The 20,852-nt window shown below is 58.7% G+C and carries 14 protein-coding genes; 7 read left to right on the top strand and 7 right to left on the bottom strand.

Annotated features, from left to right (window positions below; genetic code table 11):
* The first annotated feature begins 171 nt into the window (after window positions 1–171).
* Window positions 172–1,638 carry an NADP-dependent phosphogluconate dehydrogenase gene (gndA, locus tag H8274_RS09075; protein WP_185934361.1) on the top strand — a complete coding sequence of 489 codons (1,467 nt, stop codon included), beginning with the start codon at window positions 172–174 and terminating at the stop codon, window positions 1,636–1,638.
* Window positions 1,639–1,879: 241 nt separating this feature from the next.
* Here the strand turns inward: gndA and H8274_RS09080 are convergent, their stop codons facing one another.
* The gene (locus tag H8274_RS09080) at window positions 1,880–3,490 is read right to left on the bottom strand and encodes a hypothetical protein (RefSeq protein ID WP_185934362.1); all 1,611 of its coding nucleotides are present in this window, start codon (window positions 3,488–3,490) and stop codon (window positions 1,880–1,882) included.
* A 352-nt stretch (window positions 3,491–3,842) separates the two neighbouring features.
* Between H8274_RS09080 and H8274_RS09085 the strand changes: the two genes are divergently transcribed.
* The 4 genes from H8274_RS09085 to H8274_RS09100 all read left to right on the top strand — a co-directional run bounded on the left by H8274_RS09085 (window position 3,843) and on the right by H8274_RS09100 (window position 8,188).
* A complete protein-coding gene (locus H8274_RS09085) occupies window positions 3,843–4,964 on the top strand; it encodes a siderophore ABC transporter substrate-binding protein (protein ID WP_185934363.1) in 1,122 nt (373 codons plus the stop codon).
* Window positions 4,965–5,288: 324 nt separating this feature from the next.
* Window positions 5,289–6,191, top strand: a complete 903-nt coding sequence (locus H8274_RS09090) for an ABC transporter permease (protein WP_244924589.1) — start codon at window positions 5,289–5,291, stop codon at window positions 6,189–6,191.
* Entirely contained in the window at window positions 6,188–7,345 is a 1,158-nt protein-coding gene (locus tag H8274_RS09095; protein ID WP_244924590.1) for an iron chelate uptake ABC transporter family permease subunit, read from the top strand. The genes H8274_RS09090 and H8274_RS09095 overlap by 4 nt, the downstream gene beginning before the upstream one ends.
* Window positions 7,346–7,348: 3 nt before the next feature.
* A complete protein-coding gene (locus H8274_RS09100; protein WP_083330106.1) occupies window positions 7,349–8,188 on the top strand; it encodes an iron ABC transporter ATP-binding protein in 840 nt (279 codons plus the stop codon).
* 75 nt (window positions 8,189–8,263) lie between these two features.
* Here H8274_RS09100 and H8274_RS09105 read toward each other — a convergent pair whose 3' ends face one another.
* Together H8274_RS09105 and H8274_RS09110 are read right to left on the bottom strand one after the other, a co-directional pair.
* The gene (locus tag H8274_RS09105) at window positions 8,264–9,172 is read right to left on the bottom strand and encodes a trimeric intracellular cation channel family protein (protein ID WP_185934364.1); all 909 of its coding nucleotides are present in this window, start codon (window positions 9,170–9,172) and stop codon (window positions 8,264–8,266) included.
* Between the two features lie 177 nt (window positions 9,173–9,349).
* A complete protein-coding gene (locus H8274_RS09110; RefSeq protein ID WP_185934365.1) occupies window positions 9,350–10,402 on the bottom strand; it encodes an endonuclease/exonuclease/phosphatase family protein in 1,053 nt (350 codons plus the stop codon).
* A gap of 496 nt (window positions 10,403–10,898) precedes the next feature.
* Between H8274_RS09110 and H8274_RS09115 the strand changes: the two genes are divergently transcribed.
* Window positions 10,899–15,395, top strand: a complete 4,497-nt coding sequence (locus H8274_RS09115) for a DUF3418 domain-containing protein (protein ID WP_244924591.1) — start codon at window positions 10,899–10,901, stop codon at window positions 15,393–15,395.
* Window positions 15,396–15,498: 103 nt separating this feature from the next.
* On the opposite strand, the gene H8274_RS09120 is transcribed toward H8274_RS09115, so the two are convergent.
* The 4 genes from H8274_RS09120 to H8274_RS09135 all read right to left on the bottom strand — a co-directional run bounded on the left by H8274_RS09120 (window position 15,499) and on the right by H8274_RS09135 (window position 19,592).
* The gene (locus tag H8274_RS09120) at window positions 15,499–16,224 is read right to left on the bottom strand and encodes a hypothetical protein (RefSeq protein ID WP_185934366.1); all 726 of its coding nucleotides are present in this window, start codon (window positions 16,222–16,224) and stop codon (window positions 15,499–15,501) included.
* Window positions 16,225–16,327: 103 nt separating this feature from the next.
* A complete protein-coding gene (locus H8274_RS09125; RefSeq protein ID WP_185934367.1) occupies window positions 16,328–17,419 on the bottom strand; it encodes a hypothetical protein in 1,092 nt (363 codons plus the stop codon).
* 48 nt (window positions 17,420–17,467) lie between these two features.
* Complete coding sequence (locus H8274_RS09130) at window positions 17,468–18,106, bottom strand: low molecular weight protein-tyrosine-phosphatase (protein WP_049619851.1); 639 nt, start codon at window positions 18,104–18,106, stop codon at window positions 17,468–17,470.
* A 361-nt stretch (window positions 18,107–18,467) separates the two neighbouring features.
* The gene (locus H8274_RS09135) at window positions 18,468–19,592 is read right to left on the bottom strand and encodes an ABC transporter ATP-binding protein (protein WP_049619829.1); all 1,125 of its coding nucleotides are present in this window, start codon (window positions 19,590–19,592) and stop codon (window positions 18,468–18,470) included.
* A gap of 412 nt (window positions 19,593–20,004) precedes the next feature.
* Between H8274_RS09135 and H8274_RS09140 the strand changes: the two genes are divergently transcribed.
* Window positions 20,005–20,640 carry a deoxynucleoside kinase gene (locus H8274_RS09140; RefSeq protein ID WP_049619831.1) on the top strand — a complete coding sequence of 212 codons (636 nt, stop codon included), beginning with the start codon at window positions 20,005–20,007 and terminating at the stop codon, window positions 20,638–20,640.
* Window positions 20,641–20,852 lie beyond the last annotated feature (212 nt).

Genomic DNA, 20,852 nt, shown 5'->3' on the forward strand with positions numbered 1-20,852 from the left:
CGTATTACATCCGAACCGCGACTTTGCACGCCGCGATCTTTCACATCGCGCGTATTACATCCGAACCGTGCCCTTCGCACCTGCTTAGCCGTAAACTAAAGGGAGCGCCGCGCGGCACTGCCACACGGCCCAGGAAAGACGCGGGATTGCCCGCCCAACACGAGGAGTTTTATGTCCATTACTACACCGCCCGCTGGCATTGCGGACATTGGCGTTACTGGCCTGGGAGTTATGGGGGCAAATCTGGCCCGCAACCTGGCTCGGAACGGTTTCAAGGTAGCCGTGCATAACCGTTCGGTTGGGCGCACCGAAAAGCTCATGGAAAACCACGGGAAGGAAGGCGATTTCTACCCGTCTGTTTCTATGGAAGATTTTGTGGCTTCCCTGGCCAAACCGCGCGTCGCCATCATTATGGTGAAGGCCGGCAGCGCTACCGATGCGGTTATTGAACAGCTTGCTGCGCTTATGGAAGAGGGCGATATTATCGTCGACTGCGGCAACTCCTTGTTCACCGATACGCGGCGGCGGGAAGCAGCAATCCGGGAACGCGGCTTGCACTATGTGGGGGCCGGGGTTTCCGGTGGTGAAGAAGGCGCCCTGTGGGGGCCGTCGATCATGCCGGGTGGTACCCGCGAATCGTATGACCGTTTGGGCCCCATGTTTGAAAAGATTTCCGCGAAGGCCGAAGATGGTTCGCCGTGCTGCACCTACGTGGGCCCGGATGGTGCCGGCCACTTCGTGAAGATGGTGCATAACGGGATCGAATATGCCGATATGCAGCTCATTGCCGAAGCTTATGATCTGCTGCGCAAGAGCTTGGGCTGGTCTGCCACCCAGATTGGTGACGTGTTCACCGAGTGGAACAAGACGGAACTCAACTCTTACCTGATTGAGATCACGGCGGAAGTGCTCCACCAGCAGGATGCTAAGACGGGTAACGCGCTGGTCGATATGATCCTCGACCAGGCCGCCCAAAAGGGTACTGGGGCGTGGACGGTACAGAACGCTGCGTCCTTCGGCGTGCCCGCCACCGGGATTGCCGAAGCCACTTTCGCCCGCTCACTTTCGGGAGATGTGGAAGAACGCGCGGCCGGGCAAGCAGTTTTGCCGGCCGGGGCGGAAACGCGCGAAGTTTCCGACCCCGCCCAGTTCGTGGAAGACATCCGCCAGGCCCTTTATGCCTCCAAGATGGTCGCCTATTCGCAAGGTTTCGAACTGATCCGCAAGGGCTCCCAAGAATTCTCTTGGAATATTGACCTTGGCGCGATGGCCCGCATCTGGCGCGCCGGTTGCATTATCCGCGCCCAGTTCCTCGGCCGCATCACCGAAGCCTACGAACGCCAGCCTGACCTGCCGCTACTGCTCGCCGATGAATACTTCCTCGGGGAGATTTCGCAGGCCCTGCCCTCCTGGCGCCGGATCGTCGCCTTCGCCGCACAAACCGGCGTACCGATCCCCGCTTTCGCTTCCTCGCTTTCGTATTACGACGGCGTACGTGCCGAGAAACTGCCGGCCAATCTCATCCAAGGCCAGCGGGATTTCTTCGGTGCTCACACCTACAAGCGCATTGACGGTGGCGAGGGTGTATTCCACACCCTCTGGGCAGAACCAGGCCGCCCCGAAGAACAGTGGAGCTAAACCAACACTGAGCTATTGCTAAACCAGCCTCGGGTCGTTGCTGAGCCAGCCTCGGGTCGTTGCTGAGCCAGCCCCGGGCCATTACTGAGCCAGCCCCGGGCCATTACTGAGCTAATAGCTTGAGCTCGCCGCAAGCGTGCGGCCCCCGGATTTTCCGGGGGCCACACGCCTTATTTCACCGCGCATAAAACTACGCGCTCACTGCCACGTTCTTCACAGCCGCGTGTCCATTGCCGCGCGCTTACTGCGCATTGGTGTAGCCAATGAGTTCGTCGCCATTGCGAATAATCATGTGGTCGCCGGCAAAATAGACTTCATTGCCCGGCAAAGACCAAGCAATATGTCCACCTTTGCCAACCTGCCAGTATCGGACCGTTCCAGCTACTCCGTTAGCCGGTCCGCCGGCCTTACTGCCAGCTTTACTGCTGGCGGGTGCACTGCTTGCATTGCCCCTTGCGTCCTCGGTTGGCACCTCACGAGCCGCGCTATCAGCATTGCCGCTACCAGCCACGCTGCCCGACTTGGGCGCTACCGTATACGTAAAACCGTGGAAATCGCGCGGGGCTTGTTTGACTACAAATCGCATTTGTTGCGGGTCCGGGAATTTATCTGCATCCAGAATTGGCACCTTGTAGCGCCAGCTGGAGAAAGAAACTTCCCGGCTCGGTGCCACCGGTTCATCCGGCGCATAAGTTATAGCCTCGCTGGAGGAAATATCGATAGCCAAATGTTTATCGCGAATATCCGGATCGGCTAAAAAGTCAGAAGCTGCCTGGAAGCCATCATAAATACTGATCGCCGGTTCTTGTTCCTCATTTACCGCAACCAACACTTCCGAAGCATTGTTCTTTTCGGTTTTCCCCGTCTTCCCGCTTTCCTCAATATAGAAACCATTGGAGGGAATCCAGAACCCGCCCACCACCGGCACAATCGACTTATTCGCCGCGAAACTAATTTCCCCTTCCGCAACCTGATCGCCGGTCTTGGCATCATACAAATGCCATTTACTTTGCCCTTCCGCATCCGGATCGGCTTTATCTATCACCATGACCTGCTGGGAACCGGCATTGAAAGCTGCCGCCCGCAACGTAGCTGCCGCGCTTTCCACACGGAACCGCGCTTCCCCGCCGTCCTGGTCGAAACGTGCCAGGTACCAGCCTGGTGCCTGCGCGCCCTGTTTTTCTTCCCCGCCCGGTTCGGCGGCCCCGGGCGCGACGACGATGCACCCGCCTTCGCGCAGCCGCCAAATACGTTCTTTCCCGGCCAGCGCCGCAGCCGCAACATTATTTGCTGGCAGCTGCAGATCTTCCGCAGCTCCGTTGTTGGCCGGTTTTGGCGCCGAGGTATCGCCAGGTTCCGCAGCCGGAGCAACAGGTGCAGCCGCCGAACTTACTTCTCCACCCGCTGGTGCCTGTGTGCCCGCGGCCGGGTCAACGCCAGCTACCTGGCCCGCGCCAGCTGCCTGTTCCGCGCCAGCTATCTGCTCCGCGCCGGTAACTGGCTCGCCCGTTTTCGGATCGATTACCGCATAGTGGCCCGAACCATCCCGGACTTCCAGGTATTTTTGGTCTGCCGAAACGCGCACATACTGCAGGCCGGGCAGGGCGCTTGCCGCATCAGTGCTGGCGGGCTCACTGCCCGCGGCCCCGGCGTTCCAACGCCAAATCTCACGCGGTTCACCCGCCCAAGAAAACCCGTCCGCGGCGGGTGCGGACGGCGCGGACGGCGTCGTCGTTACTGGCGCCGCCGGATCTGAGGTGGCAGGCCCCGCATCCCCGCCACCCTTTACGCACCCTGCGGTAAGCCCGAGGGGTAAGAGCGTAGCTACGAGGCCGGCGATGAACCGCTTCATTACACAGTTCCTTTCTGAACTGGCTCTTTCTGAACTGAGCCACTCGCCCGGCGCGCGACCCGTACAGTTTTTGATTCTGGCTATTCCTACGCTAGCAGGCCCCGCCGCGCGGGCCGCTACGCCAAGCCGTAACGTTAAAAACCGCGCCCTACCGGGCTTTGCGTGATAGGTGTCGCCATCTACTTGACCAAAACTTGCCACAGATCACATACAGGGAAGGTTAAGTTTGGCTAACCTTAACTGCATATTGCTGGAAAGTGTACGTAAGTGCACGCCGGCTCGCGAACACGCGAGCTATTGTGCCAGTTTTCGCGCACCTTGCGCGAGGAAAATAATAGGAAAAGGACACACTATGAAGAAAGCACGGTTCGGCATCGTTGCCGCAATCGCCGCCGTCTCCCTTGCGTTTACGGGTTGCACAAACGCCGATAAGACCCAGGACGCTCCTACCGCTTCCGCTCCGGCCGCGGAAACCAGCGCACCTAGCGAGGCAGCCACGGTAGAACTTGCCGATGGCGTTGCCAAGGCAAAGCTCAACCCGGTAGATGCGGACGGGAAGATCGAGGTGACCGACGCGCACGGCACGCAAAAGATTACGCCGAATCCGAGCAAGGTCGTGTTGCTGGACAACCGCACCTTCGAGACTCTGGAAGATTGGGGTATCAAGCCGGTAGCTATCCCCAAGAAGGTAACGCCTTCCACGATTGGTTGGAAGAGCGATGATTCGGTGCAGGACGTCGGAAACCACCGCGAACCTAATTACGATGTGATTACCGCCGCGGATCCGGATTTCGTGCTGGTGGGGCAGCGTTTCGCCCAGCATTATGACGACATCAAGGCCGCCGCACCGAATGCCGAAATCTTGGACCTCAACGTGGACTTGCCCGCCAAGGCCACCGATCCGAAGGCTGGCGAATCCGGCCAAATCTTGGTGGATGGTTTGGCGCAAGACGTACTCACGCTGGGGCAGATTTTCGGCCATGAAGCAGACGCTGCCAAGCTGATCAACGATCTCAATGCGTCGATCGAAAATGCGCGTGCTGGCTACAAGAAGGGCACGAAGGTGCTTTCCGTGAATACTTCCGGTGGCAAGATCGGTTTCTTGGATCCGGATGTGGGCCGCGTTTACGGTCCGCTGTATAACCTGCTTGGTTGGGAACCCGCCCTTTCGCTGGAGAGCGGCACCAATGACCACAAGGGTGACGAAATCTCTGAAGAAGCTATCGCGCAGGCCAATCCGGATTGGATCATGATCTTGGATCGCGACGCCGCCGTGGGCGATTCCGATAAGAAGAAGGACGGCGAAGCGAAGAAGTCGGTGCCGGGCCGCGAACTCGTAGAGACCTCGCAGGCACTGAGCAATGTCACGGCCGTGAAGGAAGGCAATATCTATGTTGCCCCGGCCGATACCTACACCAATGAAGGCATCCAAACCTTCATCGAGATCTTCAACGATCTAGCCAAGCTCGGCTAGGCGAAGGGTTGCCGGCACCGGTTCCCGGCCCGGGCTCGGATTCAGGCATCTCGCCACTATCGAGCCCGGGCCTGCCGGCACGTGTTGCGGGCCTGCCCGGCACCGCCGCAGCAGGCCCGCAATCACGCCAACTCTGCCACCGGCTAACCCCGCCCTGGCTGGCCGGCTAACCCCGCCCTGCCGGCACGTTAGCCTCCGGCACATATTTGGAGAGGATTTTCTATCACGGACGCCGCTCTCGCACCCGCAAAAACCAAAACCACGCCGCCGCGTTCTTCGCGCCGGCCACTCGGGTGGAGCTTCCTTATCGCTTGTATTGCCCTCGTGGGTTTGCTCTACCTTTCGCTCACTACCGGCGCTTATGATCTTTCCCAGCCAGACGGGCAGGAAATGTTTTGGATTACGCGCTTCCCGCGCACGGCCGCGCTGGTACTTTCCGGTATCGCCATGAGCCTGGCCGGCTTGGTAATGCAGCTCCTTACCCAAAATAAATTCGTGGAGCCTTCCACCACCGGCACTACCGAATGGGCCGGTTTAGGTTTGCTGATCGTAATGCTCCTGTGGCCGGACGCTTCGGTGGTTACGCGTATGCTCGGCTCGATTATTTTTGCTTTCGCCGCCACGCTTATTTTCTTGCTATTTTTGCGCCGCGTAACTTTGCGCAGTTCCGTGATCGTCCCGATTATTGGCATGATGATCGGCGCCGTCGTCTCCTCTATTTCTACTTTCCTCGCTTTGCGTTTCGACGTTTTGCAAAACCTTTCTACCTGGTTCCAAGGCAGTTTTGCGCCGATGGTACGGGGCCGCTATGAACCGTTGTGGATTGCGCTCGTGGTCACCGTGCTGATTTTCCTCCTCGCCGATCGTCTTACCGTCGTCGGGCTGGGAAGCGACGTCGCCACCAACGTGGGCCTGAACTATAACGCGATGATGCTCGCCGGTACCGCGGTGGTGGCTGCCGCATCCGGCGTGGTCACCGTGGTGGTAGGAAACTTGCCCTTCCTCGGACTCATCGTGCCGAACGTGATTTCTTTAGTGCGCGGGGATGATCTGCGCTCGAATCTTCCGTGGGTGTGCGTGGGAGGTGCGGCCACGATCACTGCTTGCGATCTACTCTCGCGCACACTCATCGCCCCCTTCGAAATTCCCGTTTCGCTCATTTTGGGGATTTTGGGCTCCGCCGTTTTCGTGTTGCTTATCGTTTCGCGCCGGGGGAGGTTGCAGTGAAAAAGTACGACGACGCCGCACCGGCCACTACTTCGACTACCGCCGCAAAGGCAAATCCGCCCGCGCCTACCCAGAAAATCGCGGCCGCCACCCAGGATCCAGCAGCCACCCAAGCTCCGGCAGCCACCCAAGCTCCGGCTCCTGCTCGGCCGCGCCGCGGCACCGCAACTTTTGCGAGCCGGCGCGCCCGGATTATTTACTGGACGATATTGGTGGCAATGATTATTGCCGGCCTGGTTTTTTCGGTTTTGCACGTAACTATTGGCAATATTGCGGAGCCGGGCACGCAGGCGTGGACGATTATTGCGAACCGCCGCGCCAAAACCCTGGTCGTTATGTTGCTCGTAGCGGTTTGCCAGGGTATGTCTACGCTAGCCTTCCAAACCGTGACCAATAACCGCATTTTGACCCCGGCGATTATGGGTTTTGAATCTTTGTATTCAGCCTTGCAGGCGAGCGTGATTTTCCTCTTCGGGGTGGCCGGGTTTGTGGCTTTCCAAGGCACGGGGGCTTTCCTCGCGCAAGTGGCTCTCATGGTGGCCCTTGCCGTGGCGCTTTACAGCTGGCTGCTGGGCGGAAGAATGGGGAACCTGCACATTATGTTGCTGGTCGGGATCATTATTGGCACCGGCCTGCGTTCCCTTTCTACTTTTATTCAGCGGTTGCTTAGCCCTTCCGAATTTGATGTGTTGAGCGCCCGCATGTTCGGTTCGATTGCGAATGCAAAAACCGATGAACTACCGGCAGCGATCGGCCTGGCTACCGTGGCCGCAATATTGCTGTTTGTGTATGCACGCCGGCTCAACACGGTTTCGCTGGGCCGCGACGTCGCTATCAACCTGGGTGTGAACCACACGCGGGCCTTGATGTGGACGCTGACTTTAGTGGCCATGCTCGTCTCCGTATCTATGGCCCTCGTGGGCCCCATGACCTTCTTCGGTTTCCTCGCCGCCACCCTGACTTATCAAGCTGCCGAGACCTACGACCACCGGTTCCTCTTCCCGATGGTCGTAGCGATCGGTTATACCCTGCTCGTGGGTGCCTACGTGATTATGCAAAACGTGTTCTACGCGGAAGGCGTGGTTTCTATCATTATCGAACTCGTTGGCGGCACTTTCTTCCTCATCGTCGTTCTTAAGAGAGGCAGGTTGTAAATCATGCACGACGCCGTATCCCCCGCTCCCTCCTCCACCCCGCACACCGATTCCGCGGTTTCTGCCCAGCCCGCTGCAGGCCCAAGCTCTGGCATTTGTGTGGAAGGCGTGGTGAAACGCTACCGTTCGGATGTGGTGATCGGGCCTTTTGACCTGGAAATTAAACCGGGCGGCCTCACTTCTTTGATCGGCCCGAACGGGGCCGGCAAATCCACTTTGCTCACCATGATCGGCCGACTTTTACCTTTCGATGAGGGCCGCATTGAGGTAGCAGGAATGGACGTGACCCGGGCGAACTCGAATCGTTTCGCCCGCACCTTGGCGATCCTCAAACAGGAAAACCACTTCGTTACTCGGCTTACCGTGCGCCAGCTGGTGGGATTTGGCCGATTCCCGTATTCGAAGGGCCGGCTCACCCCGGAAGATGAAGAAATCATTTCTCGCTATATTGATTTCTTGCAGCTCGGCAAACTCGAAGACCGCTATCTAGACCAACTTTCGGGCGGGCAGCGGCAACGTGCCTATGTGGCCATGGTGCTCGCCCAAGAAACCGACTTCGTACTCTTGGACGAACCGCTCAACAACCTCGACATTTCCCATTCGGTACACATGATGCGGCACTTGCGCCGCGCCGCCGATGAACTGGGCCGCACCATCGTGCTCGTCTTGCACGACATCAATTTTGCTTCCCGGTATTCGGACCAAATTATTGCCCTGCGCGATGGCGTGGTGTGTGACTCCGGCACCCCGGAAGAAATCATGAGCCCGTGCCGTTTGTCCAATGTTTTCGACGCCGATATAGACGTCGTCGATACCCACCGCGGCCGGGTTGCTATCTACTAACCCGGCAACTGCCGACTCCCGTATTTGGGGCAGGTTCAGCCACGCCCGCGTACTTGATGCCCGCGTAGTTGGTGGCTAGCTGCTTTCAGCATTGCGGTTTTCAGCATTGCGATTTTTCCGCGAGTTTTCACCGCTGTTATTTTGCGTGGATTTGTTGTTTTGCTGGGTCTTGCGATGCTGAGCCATTTGCCGTAAAGACCGTTTTGATTGGTTGCGTCGGCGGGTGGCCCGCGCTTGCCGTTCGGCTCTAACTTGCGCGCGGCGCTCCTCCGAACGAAGCACCGCCAGCCGGGCACTAAGCGAACTGGAAACTTTCGCCAGCGTATCGTTCACCGAATAGTCCCGATTTTGCGGCAGCTTCCATCCGCGGTAGCGGGCCAAAATCGCCACTCCCGCGGTAATGCACGTGGTAACCACCATGCCCACGCTCGGCATATGCACATACCAGAAAATCGAGGCGGGAATAGTGCCAATCACGGAAGCCGTGGCATATAAAGTATTACCGCCAAAAATTACGGGCGTGCGGCCCACCATAATATCGCGGATCATGCCGCCACCCACCGCGGTGATCACGCCCATCATCGCCGCTGGTACGTAAGAAAATCCGGCGTCGAGCGTTTTGGTTACCCCGGTAGCGGTCCACGCTCCAATAACGAAAGCGTCCATAACCGTCATGGAACGCATAATCCATTTCCCGCGCACGCGGATCAGGTAGGCCACCGCGGCGCCCAGCAAAGCCATTGGTAAATACAGCGGATTGGTGAGGGCAACGGGCGGTTGATGCAGGTTCGGGCCATTTGCGATGAGTACGTCGCGGATCATGCCGCCGCCGAGCGCGCTCATAATCGCCACCACCACGAAACCCACGGCGTCGAAGTGTTTCTCGCGCGCTACCATGCCTCCAAGCACGGCCGCCACAAATACCCCACCGATATCCAAGGTGTTGAAAACAACCGGGTATAGCGCAGACAAATCTATGGACACAACGAAAGTTTAGTTGCTAGAACCCCTCCCAGGCGGGAACGTTCTCCAAATCGCACCCAAACCAAACAATAGGCCTGTTTCCCGGCGCGCTTAGCGGCGGATAGCTTCGGTGGCGGCGGCGCGCTTAGCGGTGGTGGCTAGCTTTGCGTTGGCGCCGCGCTTAGCGGCGGCTAGTACTTATTTGGCGCGGAGGCGGACCAGTATCCCGCGGTGGTCCGAGCCGCCCGCATCTACCACTTGCCCGGCCACGCCCTGCCAGTTTTCCGAACCGGTAATAACGCGGTCAATCGGAGAAGCCAGGAAGGCAGGAAGTACCGTAGGCCAGGTTCCAGTTCCGGCAATGCCAGCCTGCCGGCCCAGATCATGGCAACTCCTATAGCCGGCCAGGCGTTGATGATCCGCAGTGGAATTGAAATCCCCCATGATTATGGCCTCTGGCTGGCTCGTACACAGCTCATACAGCACACCGGTAGTGGTACGCCATTGCTCCATAAGTTTTTGCACCGGCGTGATTGGATGTGCGGCCACAAATTCGGGTGCCGTGGCACTGACTCCAGCCACCGGGGCGGCTGCCACGATATAACGCGCGGCGTTCCCATCGGCCCCCGGCACCGAAACCTCCGCGTATTCGCCAAGATCCGCGGAAATCAGCAAAACGGTGGAATACCAATCGGATTCATACCGGGAAATATTGTGGTCAAACTGCTGGAAATGCAGGCCCTGGGCGGCTAATTGCGCCACCAATTCGCGGCCGTATTCGGTGGAAGTTTCCGGGAGCGAAACCGCTTTGACGTCGTTGTTTACGATTAGTTCCGCGATTTTATCGAGCGGTACATTCCCGCCGCGGGTGTTGTATTGCAAAGTGGTGAGGTCTCCCGCGGCCGCGGTTTGTAGTAGCGGTTCACTAGTTTCCGACGCCGGAGCGCTATACCCCCGGTCAAATATCACCAGGCCGTGGAAAACTGCTCCAGCTAGAAAGACGACGGCGAGGGTCAGGCTCATGGTGCCGCGGCCGCGCAGTACGCGGAACACCGCCCCAAAAAGTGCAAAGATGGCCGCGAGCGCCACGAATCCCACCGTGATCGTCCCCCGCATGGCAATAACCTGGGCGGCAGGAGCGGTGAGCGCAAGTTCTGCAAATTTCGGGCCGAACCAGGCCGGATTAACCGTCCATATCACGAAGGCCACAAGTAGCACGGTGATAACAATCCCCAGTACTTTCCTTATCATCGGCCCTCCTTCACAGGGTTTTCCGTAGCGGCCACGCGGCTAATTCGCATCCCGCCGCATTATTCCGCCGTTATCTCGCAGTTCTCGCAATCTACCCAAACTCTACCGGCCGGGTGAGAAACCACTCGCGCTACCTGCACCACACTCTCTACCACACTCTGCGAAACCCACTGCTCCCACCAATTCCGAGGTTTGTGCTCTGCGCGCCAAACAACCAATTCCGCGGTTTGTGTTCCACCCGCCAAACAACTAATTCCGCGGTTTAGGTTCTACCCACCAAACACCAATTCCGCGGTTCCGGTTGCCAGCCACTAAATCCGCGATTATCAGGTAAGCAGTATTTGCTGCGCCGGCCAGCTCGTGCGCGGCACCTGTTCCTCAAACTAGACGGCTCGCTACTAGCAGCCACGCCGGCCAGCCTGCGCGCGGCGCGCGGTGTTCCCTTCGCCTAATCATCTAGGAGTTCTCGGCCGGGCGTGGGATAATGCCGGCAGGTATGACACACGAATCCGATCTTTCTGGCGAGCGTCCCGCCCGCCGCAATATGCAAACCAGCCAAAATCCACGCGACCAACGGCCGCGCGACCAGTCCCGTAGCGGCCAAAAATCAGGCCGGCCGGGCCAGCGCCGCCGTAAAGCTCGGGGCAAAGGCCAGAGCAGCGGCCAGGGCCAGGCACGCCGCCCGCGCGTGCCGCGCGCTTTTAGCCCGCAAGAAATCGCGGCGCGCCGCGCCTCCCTGCCCGAAATCACCTACCCGGCCGAACTTCCAGTTTCGGCCCGCCGGGAAGAGATCAAGCAGGCCATTGCCGAAAACCAAGTGGTGATTGTGGCGGGCGAAACCGGCTCCGGGAAAACCACGCAGCTGCCCAAAATCTGTTTGGAGCTGGGCCGCGGCGTCGAAAAAATGATCGGCCACACCCAGCCGCGCCGGATCGCGGCCCGATCCGTAGCAGAACGCATCGCGCACGAACTCGGCCAAAAAGTAGGCCAAACGATCGGTTTCCAAGTGCGGTTCACCGAAGAAGTTTCACGTGAAACCCTCGTGAAACTTATGACAGACGGGATCCTCCTCAACGAAATCCAGTCCGACCCGCAACTTTTACGCTACGACACGCTCATCATCGACGAAGCGCACGAACGCTCCCTCAATATCGACTTCATCCTCGGCTACCTGGCCCGCCTCCTCCCCCAACGCCCCGACCTCAAAGTAATCATCACCTCCGCCACAATTGATACCCGCCGGTTCGCGGAGCATTTTGGCCAGCACCAATACCGCGGGAAGGCCGGCGAGCTGGCACCGATCGTCGAAGTTTCCGGGCGTACCTACCCGGTAGAAATCCGCTATCGTCCGCTCGCCCCCGAAGATGAACTCACGCCCGCTCCCGAACACGACGCCGTACACACCGGCACCGACCGTACTACCGGGAACGCTGCGAACCGCTCTGCCAGCGGCGTCGGCCCTGCCCCCGCAGCCGCTACCCCCGCGGTAAACAAACCTGCCACCCCCGGCCGGGCGGACGCAAAAGACCAGGTCACCGGTATTATCGAGGCCGCGGAAGAACTGTTGGCGGAAGGGCCGGGAGATATTCTCGTTTTCCTTTCCGGGGAGGGCGAGATTCGGGATACCGTGCGCGCTTTCCAAGACGAGTTCGGACCCAAATATGTGGCGCCGGGGGAGAAATCTTCAGTGCCTGGCGCCGTGGAAGTGCTGCCCCTTTTTGGCCGCATGTCTAATCAGGAGCAGAACCGGATTTTCCATCCCGGCCCGCTCCCGCGTATCATTTTGGCCACGAATATCGCCGAAACTTCGATTACCGTGCCGCGCATCAAGTACGTGATCGACCCGGGCACCGCCCGCATTTCCCGGTATTCGAATAAAACCAAGGTGCAGCGGCTTCCCATTGAACCGATTTCCCAAGCTTCCGCTAATCAGCGTTCGGGCCGGTGCGGGCGAGTGGAAGATGGAATTGCGATCCGCCTCTATTCGGAAGCAGATTTCCAGGCGCGCCCCGAGTTCACGCAACCGGAAATTCAGCGTACTTCCCTGGCCAGCGTGATTTTGCAAATGCTTTCCCTCAACTTGGGAAGCGTGGAAGAGTTCCCGTTCATTGACCCGCCGGAACGGCAAGCCGTGGCCGCCGGCGTCCAACTATTGGAAGAAATTGATGCGATTACCCCGGCCTCGCGGGGCGGCCAACGCAAACTCACGAAAGTTGGGCACCGGCTCGCCCGCCTCCCGATCGACCCGCGGCTGGGCCGCATGTTGATCGAAGCGGAAAGTAACGGTTGTGCTTCCGAAGTGCTGGTTATCGTGGCCGCACTTTCCGTGCAAGACGTGCGGGAACGGCCCACCGAAAAGCGGCAAGCGGCCGATCAGTATCATGCCCGGTTCAACGCTGCTTCTTCCGATTTCCTTTCCTACCTCACTTTGTGGCGTTACCTGCGCACCCAGCAACGCGAACTTTCGGGAGCCGCTTTCCGGCGTCTCATGCGTGCCGAGTTTCTGAACTATCTGCGTTTCCGGGAGTGGTGCGACGTCGTAAACCAGCTGGAAGAAATGTGCCGCCCGTTAGGAATCAGAATCCGCCGTTTGGCTCTGCCCAGTCCTGCCGAGATACAGGAGGCGATTACTAATGATCTTGGCGCGGGTAATCCGGGAGGTACGCCGCACGCGGCCGCGGTGGCGGAAGCTTGCCGCACTTTGGGCCGGAGCGCCGACACTCCGGAAGCGGGCGCTATCCACCGGTCTTTACTGGTGGGTTTGCTTTCGAATATTGGGAACTATCGGGAACGCACGCGCGATTATGCCGGGGCGCGGGGCACGCATTTTGTGATTTGGCCCGGTTCTGGTTTGCACCGGCGCACCCCGGCCTGGGTAATGGCCGCCGAATTGGTGGAAACTTCCCGCCTGTTTGCGCGCACGGTGGCGGCTATAAAACCCGAATGGGTGGAACCGGCCGCGAAGAATCTGGTGCGCCGCTCCTATTCAGACCCGTATTGGAGCAGCCGCGCCGGGGCCGCCATGTGCAAAGAAAAAGTGACCCGGTATGGGCTCACGCTCATTGCTGACCGGCCGGTTTTGCTTTCCAAAACCGGTACGCCCGGCGGCCGAGAACTTGCCCGGAGCATGTTTATTGAACACGCTCTGGTGGAAGGTGATTGGCGGGGCCGGCACGATTTCCAAGACCGCAACCAGGAAGCACTTGCCCAGGCATATGAAACCGAATCGAAACTACGCCAACATGGGCTGGTGGCTGATGAGTCTGCGCGGGCCAAGTTTTATGCGGAGCGGATCCCCCAGCACGTGGTTTCTGCCGGGCATTTTAATTCCTGGTGGAAGAAAGCCCGGCAAGAGAACGAACATCTTCTGGATTTCACGCAAGAATTCTTACTGGGCGGGCAAAGCGCCGCGGCAGACGACTATCCGGGCCAGTGGCAGCAAGGCGAACTAACCTTCCCGCTGGAATATAGTTTCTCCCCGGATTCTTACGCGGATGGAATCACTGTGGAAATCCCGGTTTCGGTATTGCCGCAGGTTACGGAAGCCGGTTTTGATTGGCTCGTGCCCGGAATGCTCGATGAGCTTGTGATCGGCACGATCCGCGGCCTACCGAAACGCGTGCGCCGCCAACTGGTTCCCGCCCCCGATACTGCGCGCGAAATCTTGCCGCTCTTACCCGCGTGGGAGGATGTGGCCCACGGGCAGGCCGGAGCTCCGAGTTTCCGCGAAGCCTTCACGCAGGCCGCTTTGCGTTTGCGGGGCGTAGAGATCGACGACGCCGCCTGGGCGGAACTGGATTTGCCCGAGCATTTGCGGATGCATTTCCGGATTGTGTCTGAACGGGGTGCCGTCCTCGAGGAAGGTAGTTCTTTAGAAAAACTCAAGCACGATCTGGCCCCGCAATCCCAGCACGCGGTAGAAACCGTGGTGGCCGGGGCCGTGGCCCAAGCTCTAGACGAAGCGCGGCGTAGCCTCCCGGTGGCCACGCAGAGCGAGGAGCCGCTCACGCAGTGGCCCACGCTTTCTTCCGCGTCGGACGCTTCTGCCACGCTTTCCTCCGCTACGGGTGCTTCTGCCACGCTTTCCTCCGCTACGGGTGCTTCTGCTGCGGATGGCAAGCTTCCGCTCGTATTGGAAACTGCCGGACCGCATGGCACAGTGGTGCGGGCTTATCCGGCTTTGGCGGACCGGGAAGGCAAGGTGTATTTGGACGTCGTCGCCTCCCCCGGAGAACAGGTACGGGTACACCGCGGCGGCGTGATCCGTTTGGCGGCGAATACTTTGGCCCTCCCGGAGGCGCGGATTACTTCCCGCTGGGATGGGGAAACTTCGCTGCTGTTAGCGGCTTCTCCGGCAGCTTCGACCAGTGCGCTGGTGGCGAATTTGCAGTGGGCGGCTACGCGCAACTTGGCGTTACGCTGGGCGAAAAGCCAGGATCTTACGGTGGCAGATATTCGTTCCGGGAGCCAGTTCACGGAATTGACTTTGTGGGCGCGGGACGAGTTTGAAGACGAAGTGTTTTTGCTCGCGCAAGGCGCCGCGCAGGCCACGCAGGCTTGGGCGGAAGTGGAGAAGCTGATTCGCGAATCTTCCTCGGTGGCTTTGTTGGCTACTGTGGCCGATGAACGCGAACATATGAATACTTTGATGCCGCCGAATTTTGTGGCCGCTACCCCGCCGGAACGGTTCTGGGATTTGCCGCGCTACTTGCAGGCCGCAAAATACCGGATCGAAAAGGCCCAATATAATCCGCTCGGCGATGATTCTTTGGCTTGGCAAGTGCAAGAAGCGCGCGAGGCAATCGCGCGTGCCCGGCAAAAACTGGAGTACCAAGAATATTCGCCGCGGGCCGCCCGGATTTTGGAAGAAGCGAAATGGATGGTGGAAGAACTACGAGTTTCTCTGTTCGCTCAGCAGCTCGGTACCAAGGGCAAGGTTTCCGTGAAACGGATCGAACGCAAACTCGCCGAACTCGAAACCGAAGAGCGCTAGCGCGCTACATTTGCGCCAGCTAACTGTTCTTACTCGGGCACAGGTTTGCTCGCTAGCGCGCTGCCAGCTAGCGCGCTGCGCAGGGCTTTGCGGCGGCGCCCCGCTAGGCGAAGTTTCCGCAGAGGATCACGAGGCCGATGCCGGCCGCCACACCGGCCGCAATCCCACCCCACCATTCGAGTTGGTCTACCCAGTCGGAACGTTCCAGGGAACCGGTTTTGAAAGGCAAAACGGGCGGATTATTGGCCATGAGCTTGGGGCGGCGAGCCAGTTTATCTATGAGTTCTTGCTGTTCCGGAGAAACTTCCGGCGAGTTTTCGAGCTCTCCGTAGCCGCGTTCGATTTGGCGTAGGGCCATGAGCGTGCCGGGCGCTGATTCGTGGAAACTGCCATCGTTTTTGCCGTGCGCGGCCACCACGGTACGAAAGTCGGCGCTACCATCTTGTTCGGCTACCGGGCGGACGACGACGGGAAGAAACACCGCCATTTTCCCGCGGCTTTTCTTGTATGTCCGTACCCCGCTGGATTCGTCGGTCCCCAAAACGCGAGCCACCACATCTGCACCCGGGCCCGGTTTCGGATCGCGCCACAACCACCAGGGCGATGCCAGCGCAGCCAAAAGCAGCAGCGTAATAACCAACAGCGTGATTCCCGCGCTGGAAGCAAGCCGGAAATTCAGCCACATCAAAGCCACAACTTCGCCCACGAGCAGGCCCCACAGCAAACCGGTAGTGCACCGGCGCACGTGATCAATCGGCCGTTTCGCCCCGCGTTTGGCCGCCGCCCACACTTCCGCCACCACGTGTGTTCCCAGATATGGCCGTACCATTAGCTCCTCATTCCTCGCTTTCTCCCGTTACTTTCTTCCGGTCTCCGTAGCGCGATCCCCATAGTCTCAGTAGCGCGATCCGCGTAGCGCGATTGGCGCGGTATTAGTCGAGGTAAACTGCGCCGTCGTCGTGCACAGAGAAATTGAACCGTGCCGGTTTCCGCCCCGTACCGAACATATTTTCTTCGCGGGCGTCTTGGCGCTCCCAGTCGCCGATCGAGAGGAAACGGTAATCGTATTCTGCGCGCATGATCCCGCCTTCTACCAGTACCTTGCCACCCATACCGGAAAGCTCGTAGCTAACGCGCGGCTCTTCCACCCAGCTACGTTTCACGTTCTGCACTTGCCCGAGGGGTGAGATGTCCAAAGCCTTCGGGCATTTGCCGCCCGCCCGCGCGGAAGTTTTCTCCATACAGTCGCGCATACGTTCTTGGAACAGTTCGACGGCGCGCTGGCCAGCCGCGTCATTGCTGCGCGCTTCCAAATCAATCCGCGCCCGCGCAGGTTTATTAGAACCGGCCGGAATGACCTCCGGTGAGGCATCCCCTTCCCAGGTCACATAAGAAATCGCGCCGCTATTCGCCGCGCTACTATCCGCGGCGCTACTATCCGAGCTATTTGCAGCGCCACTATTCGCAGCGCCACTGTCCGTAGCGCCGCTAGCCGCGTTGTGCGCGGGCTGGAAATTGTAAATACCGGGCAAGGCGGCCAGTTCCGTGCCCGCAGCGGCGTCTGCGGTATCTATGAGCACGCCGTTGACGCGCCGAGCCTTACCGGTTTCGCCGAGCCTAATACTTCCCGCAAAGCCGGAAGTAATTTTCCATTCGGTTCGGGAGGAGTTTTCCGTTTCGGCTTTGGCCAGAGAAATCACCACGGTATAAGCTTTGCCGTTTTGTTCCGCCTGGACGGTAACATCTACCCCTTTGCGCGTTTCCGTAACATCAGTAATATCCAGCGAGCTGGGGCGCTGGGTAGCCGCGTACACCTCATTGGAAAGGAGGGCCCGGTTTTCACCTTCTGTGTATGGATCGTAGAGGGCAAGGGCATCGAGGGCCCGGCCGTCCCGTATCGCGCTCACGTACTGCTCCGCCACTTCCCGCGGAGTGTAACGCTTTTCTTGCGAATATACCGAATATGCTTTGGCGGCTAGGAGGAAAAGCAGTGCTAGCACGAAGACGGCTACACAGCCGATCACAATTCTTTTGTTATTGCCGGCGGGGCGCCGCTTGCCGGGCCCACCCATTTATGCGCGTGCGGCGAGCAGGAGGTTCACAATCCCGCTTGCCCCTTGTTCGACGCTGTCTAGGGTCTTTTCGAATTCGGCGTCGGCCCCACCCCAGGGATCTGATACGTCCCAGCGCCCCGAAGAATAGTAGAAATCGGAACTGGAATTGCGCCGTTTCCGGGCGGGAATATCGTCCTCGCTCGGTTCGAGCACACCTCCCGGCCCAAACACGCCGTGCGGGCAAATTCCCAGGCCGGAACCGTCAAATTCCCGCCACAAATGTATGGCGCCTTCGTCTAGGCCGGCCGCGCCCAATAAACGTTTCAGGGCGCGAGCATGGCCGGTTGTCATAGCGAGTATCAGCCCAGATTCGGCAAGTTCTTTTTGCGTAACGCGGTGCGCGGCGCGCTCCGGGGTGGGGTACCCCCGAGCTTTCAGGGCTCGCTGCGCGGGCGGGTAGATCCCACGCCCGTGTTCTTCATTCGAAACTCCCGCGCTCGCAACGCGGATATCCAGCTGCGCCTGCGCCAATTTTTCACGCAAAACAACTTCCCCCATGGGCGAGCGGCAAATGTTTCCCGTGCAAACCACAAGAATCTGCGGGCGCTCGTGCAACCTCCGCAAGATATCCCCGGTCTGATTGGCAAGTTCGGTCATAACGCCCATGGTACCTGCTTCGGCGCGCCCGCGAATCAAGGTATTTCATACCGGACCGCTTGTTGGACCTTTTTCTTCCACCCAACGGGACGACGCCGGTTTGCAAACCTGCCCGAAAACCTCCCGGGCGGGTGCAAACCGGCGTCGTAACACCGTATTGCTTGGCGGCCGTGTTATCTGGCAGCTACACGCTATGTGCCGGCCGCGTTATTTAGCAACCGCACGCTACGTGCTGGCCGCGCTATTTAGCAGCCGCACGCTACTTGCCAGCCGCGCTATTTAGCAGCCGCACGCTACTTGCCGGCCGCGTTATTTGGCAGCCGCGTACTAGTTACCAGCTGCGCGCTACCGTGACTTTTCCTTAGAGAATGCGTTCTTGGCCACCGGCGGTGTGGAAGAAGTGCAACTGCGTGGTATCCGGCACTGCCCACACGGTTTCGCCAATGCGCGGGGCCGTGAGCGGAGGTACGCGCACTACCATTTGTGCGGAATCATCACCGGAACCGAACTTGTGCTCGCTTTCCCCGGAAATCTGCCCGTACACGTAGTTATCCGAACCCAGGTTTTCTACCATTTCTACCTTGAGTGGCAAAGCATCGGGCGCTTCGGATTCAGTAAGGCCGGTGAAAGCTTCGGGCCGAATACCGATAATCACTTCGCTATTATCTTCGGCCGTCAGGCCGTCAATAACTTCCCGCGGGAGGCGGATATGCCCATTGCCCACCTTCGCCACTTCGCCTTCCACCCGGAAGACGCCGAGGTTCATAGCCGGCGAACCAATAAATCCAGCCACGAAAGCATTCTTGGGCCGGGCATAGAGTTCTTCCGGGCTACCTACTTGCTGGAGTACCCCGAAGTTGAGGACAGCAATGCGGTCTCCCATGGTTAGCGCTTCGGTCTGATCGTGAGTCACATACAAAGTGGTGGTGCCCAAAGAACGTTGCAAAGTAGCAATCTGGGTACGGGTTTGTACGCGCAGTTTTGCGTCCAAATTGGAAAGCGGTTCATCCATGAGGAACACGTGCGGTTTACGCACGATGGCACGGCCCATGGCTACGCGCTGCCTTTGCCCACCTGAAAGAGCCTTGGGTTTGCGATCCAGGTAGGCTTCCAAATCCAAAATACGGGCAGCTTCTTCCACCCGCTTATTGATTTCATCCTTCGGGCGCTTGGCGATCTTGAGCGCAAAGCCCATATTTTCCCGTACCGTCATATGCGGGTATAGCGCATAATTCTGGAACACCATCGCAATATCGCGATCCTTGGGGGCAACGTCTGTTACGTCGCGATCGCCAATGAGGATGCGGCCGGAATTTACGTCTTCCAGGCCGGCGAGCATACGCAAACTCGTTGATTTTCCGCAACCGGAAGGCCCTACGAGCACTAGGAATTCCCCGTCTGCAATATCAAGATTGAGGTTATCTACGGCCGGAGAATCCGAACCGGGATAAATACGGGTTGCGTGATCAAATGTAACTGTAGCCATGTTTATACAATGGTCCCTTCACCGGCAGGTACGTGCCGGACGATCCGAGTGAAAGGTGCCCGAGTGTCAACTCTGACACGGTTATGCCGTGCATAACTCCAGCTATTATTCCACGGCATTTCACGTGGCGGCAAGGAAATGAAGTCCCGCCTTCTGGAAGGCTTTTCACACAGCTTTTCTGTGCATTTTCAGGCGGGCGGCCGCTTCCTGTGGTGCCGCCGAAAAATGTGGCGGGCTTGGTACGGCGCTGGGCGCGGGCCTGGATTACCATAAGCGAGGCGAGCCGTGCCCGCGCCGTGCGGGCTCCGGCGTTTTTGCATCCCGGTTGCCGCGCCAGGCACTGGCCGGGTTTTCCCGGCCACGGCAGTGGCCGTGTTTATTTGTATTCCACGCAGGAAGGCGGCCCCAAACGGTGATTGTATTCGCTGGAGTTATTGGCTCGGGAAAAACGACTTACTCCCAGAAACTCGCCGATTCTTTGGGCTCGGAAGCCTTTTACGAATCGGTGGATGATAATCCGATCCTGGTCAAGTATTACGAAAATCCGCAACGCTATGCTTTTGCTTTGCAGATTCATTTCCTGAACCGTCGTTTCCGTTCGATTAAAGATGCTTTCGTGCACGACAATAACGTGCTGGACCGGTCGATCTACGAGGACCGAATTTTTACGAAGGTAAATACCGATTCGGGCAATATTAGCGAAGAAGAGTTCGCCGTTTATGATTCTCTGCTTGAGAATATGATGGAAGAACTGGAAGGTATGCCTAAAAAGGCTCCTGACCTGCTGGTTTATCTCGATATTTCGCTGGAGCGGGAACTGGAAAATATTCGCCGCCGCGGCCGTCCTTTTGAGCAGATTGAACATGATCCGAGCCTGCTCGATTACTACAAGACTTTGCGGCGCGAATATGCCACCTGGTACGAGTCTTACGATAAGTCTCCCAAGATCCGGATCGATACCGATAAGTACGACGTCGCTAAGGATGCGGATTGGGCGGAAGTGTTCTCCCTAATCGAAACCAAACTCCGCGAAATCCGCGAACCCTAAAAAACGAAACTCTAAAAACCCGCGTTTCAAAAACCCGCGTTTCACGAAAAACTGATCCCGGATTAAGCCTGTGCCTAATCCGGGATCAGTGCATGTTTCAGGAGCAGCGCAAACTCTGGGAGCAGCGCCGGCTCCAGGGGCAGCGCAAACTCCTGACTCCGGCCCAGCACCCAGCACCCTAGCTTCACGGTCAACCGGGCCAACACCAGCAG

The organism is Actinobaculum suis, from assembly GCF_900618115.1.
Classification (GTDB): Bacteria; Actinomycetota; Actinomycetes; order Actinomycetales; family Actinomycetaceae; genus Actinobaculum; species Actinobaculum suis.

Bases quoted from the DNA above. Each gene is read 5' to 3' on its own strand.
- gndA (WP_185934361.1), top strand. From the start codon at position 172: ATGTCCATTACTACACCGCCCGCTGGCATTGCGGACATTGGCGTTACT.
- H8274_RS09080 (WP_185934362.1), bottom strand. From the start codon at position 3,490: ATGAAGCGGTTCATCGCCGGCCTCGTAGCTACGCTCTTACCCCTCGGG.
- H8274_RS09085 (WP_185934363.1), top strand. From the start codon at position 3,843: ATGAAGAAAGCACGGTTCGGCATCGTTGCCGCAATCGCCGCCGTCTCC.
- H8274_RS09100 (WP_083330106.1), top strand. From the start codon at position 7,349: ATGCACGACGCCGTATCCCCCGCTCCCTCCTCCACCCCGCACACCGAT.
- H8274_RS09110 (WP_185934365.1), bottom strand. From the start codon at position 10,402: ATGATAAGGAAAGTACTGGGGATTGTTATCACCGTGCTACTTGTGGCC.
- H8274_RS09115 (WP_244924591.1), top strand. From the start codon at position 10,899: ATGACACACGAATCCGATCTTTCTGGCGAGCGTCCCGCCCGCCGCAAT.
- H8274_RS09120 (WP_185934366.1), bottom strand. From the start codon at position 16,224: ATGGTACGGCCATATCTGGGAACACACGTGGTGGCGGAAGTGTGGGCG.
- H8274_RS09130 (WP_049619851.1), bottom strand. From the start codon at position 18,106: ATGACCGAACTTGCCAATCAGACCGGGGATATCTTGCGGAGGTTGCAC.
- H8274_RS09135 (WP_049619829.1), bottom strand. From the start codon at position 19,592: ATGGCTACAGTTACATTTGATCACGCAACCCGTATTTATCCCGGTTCG.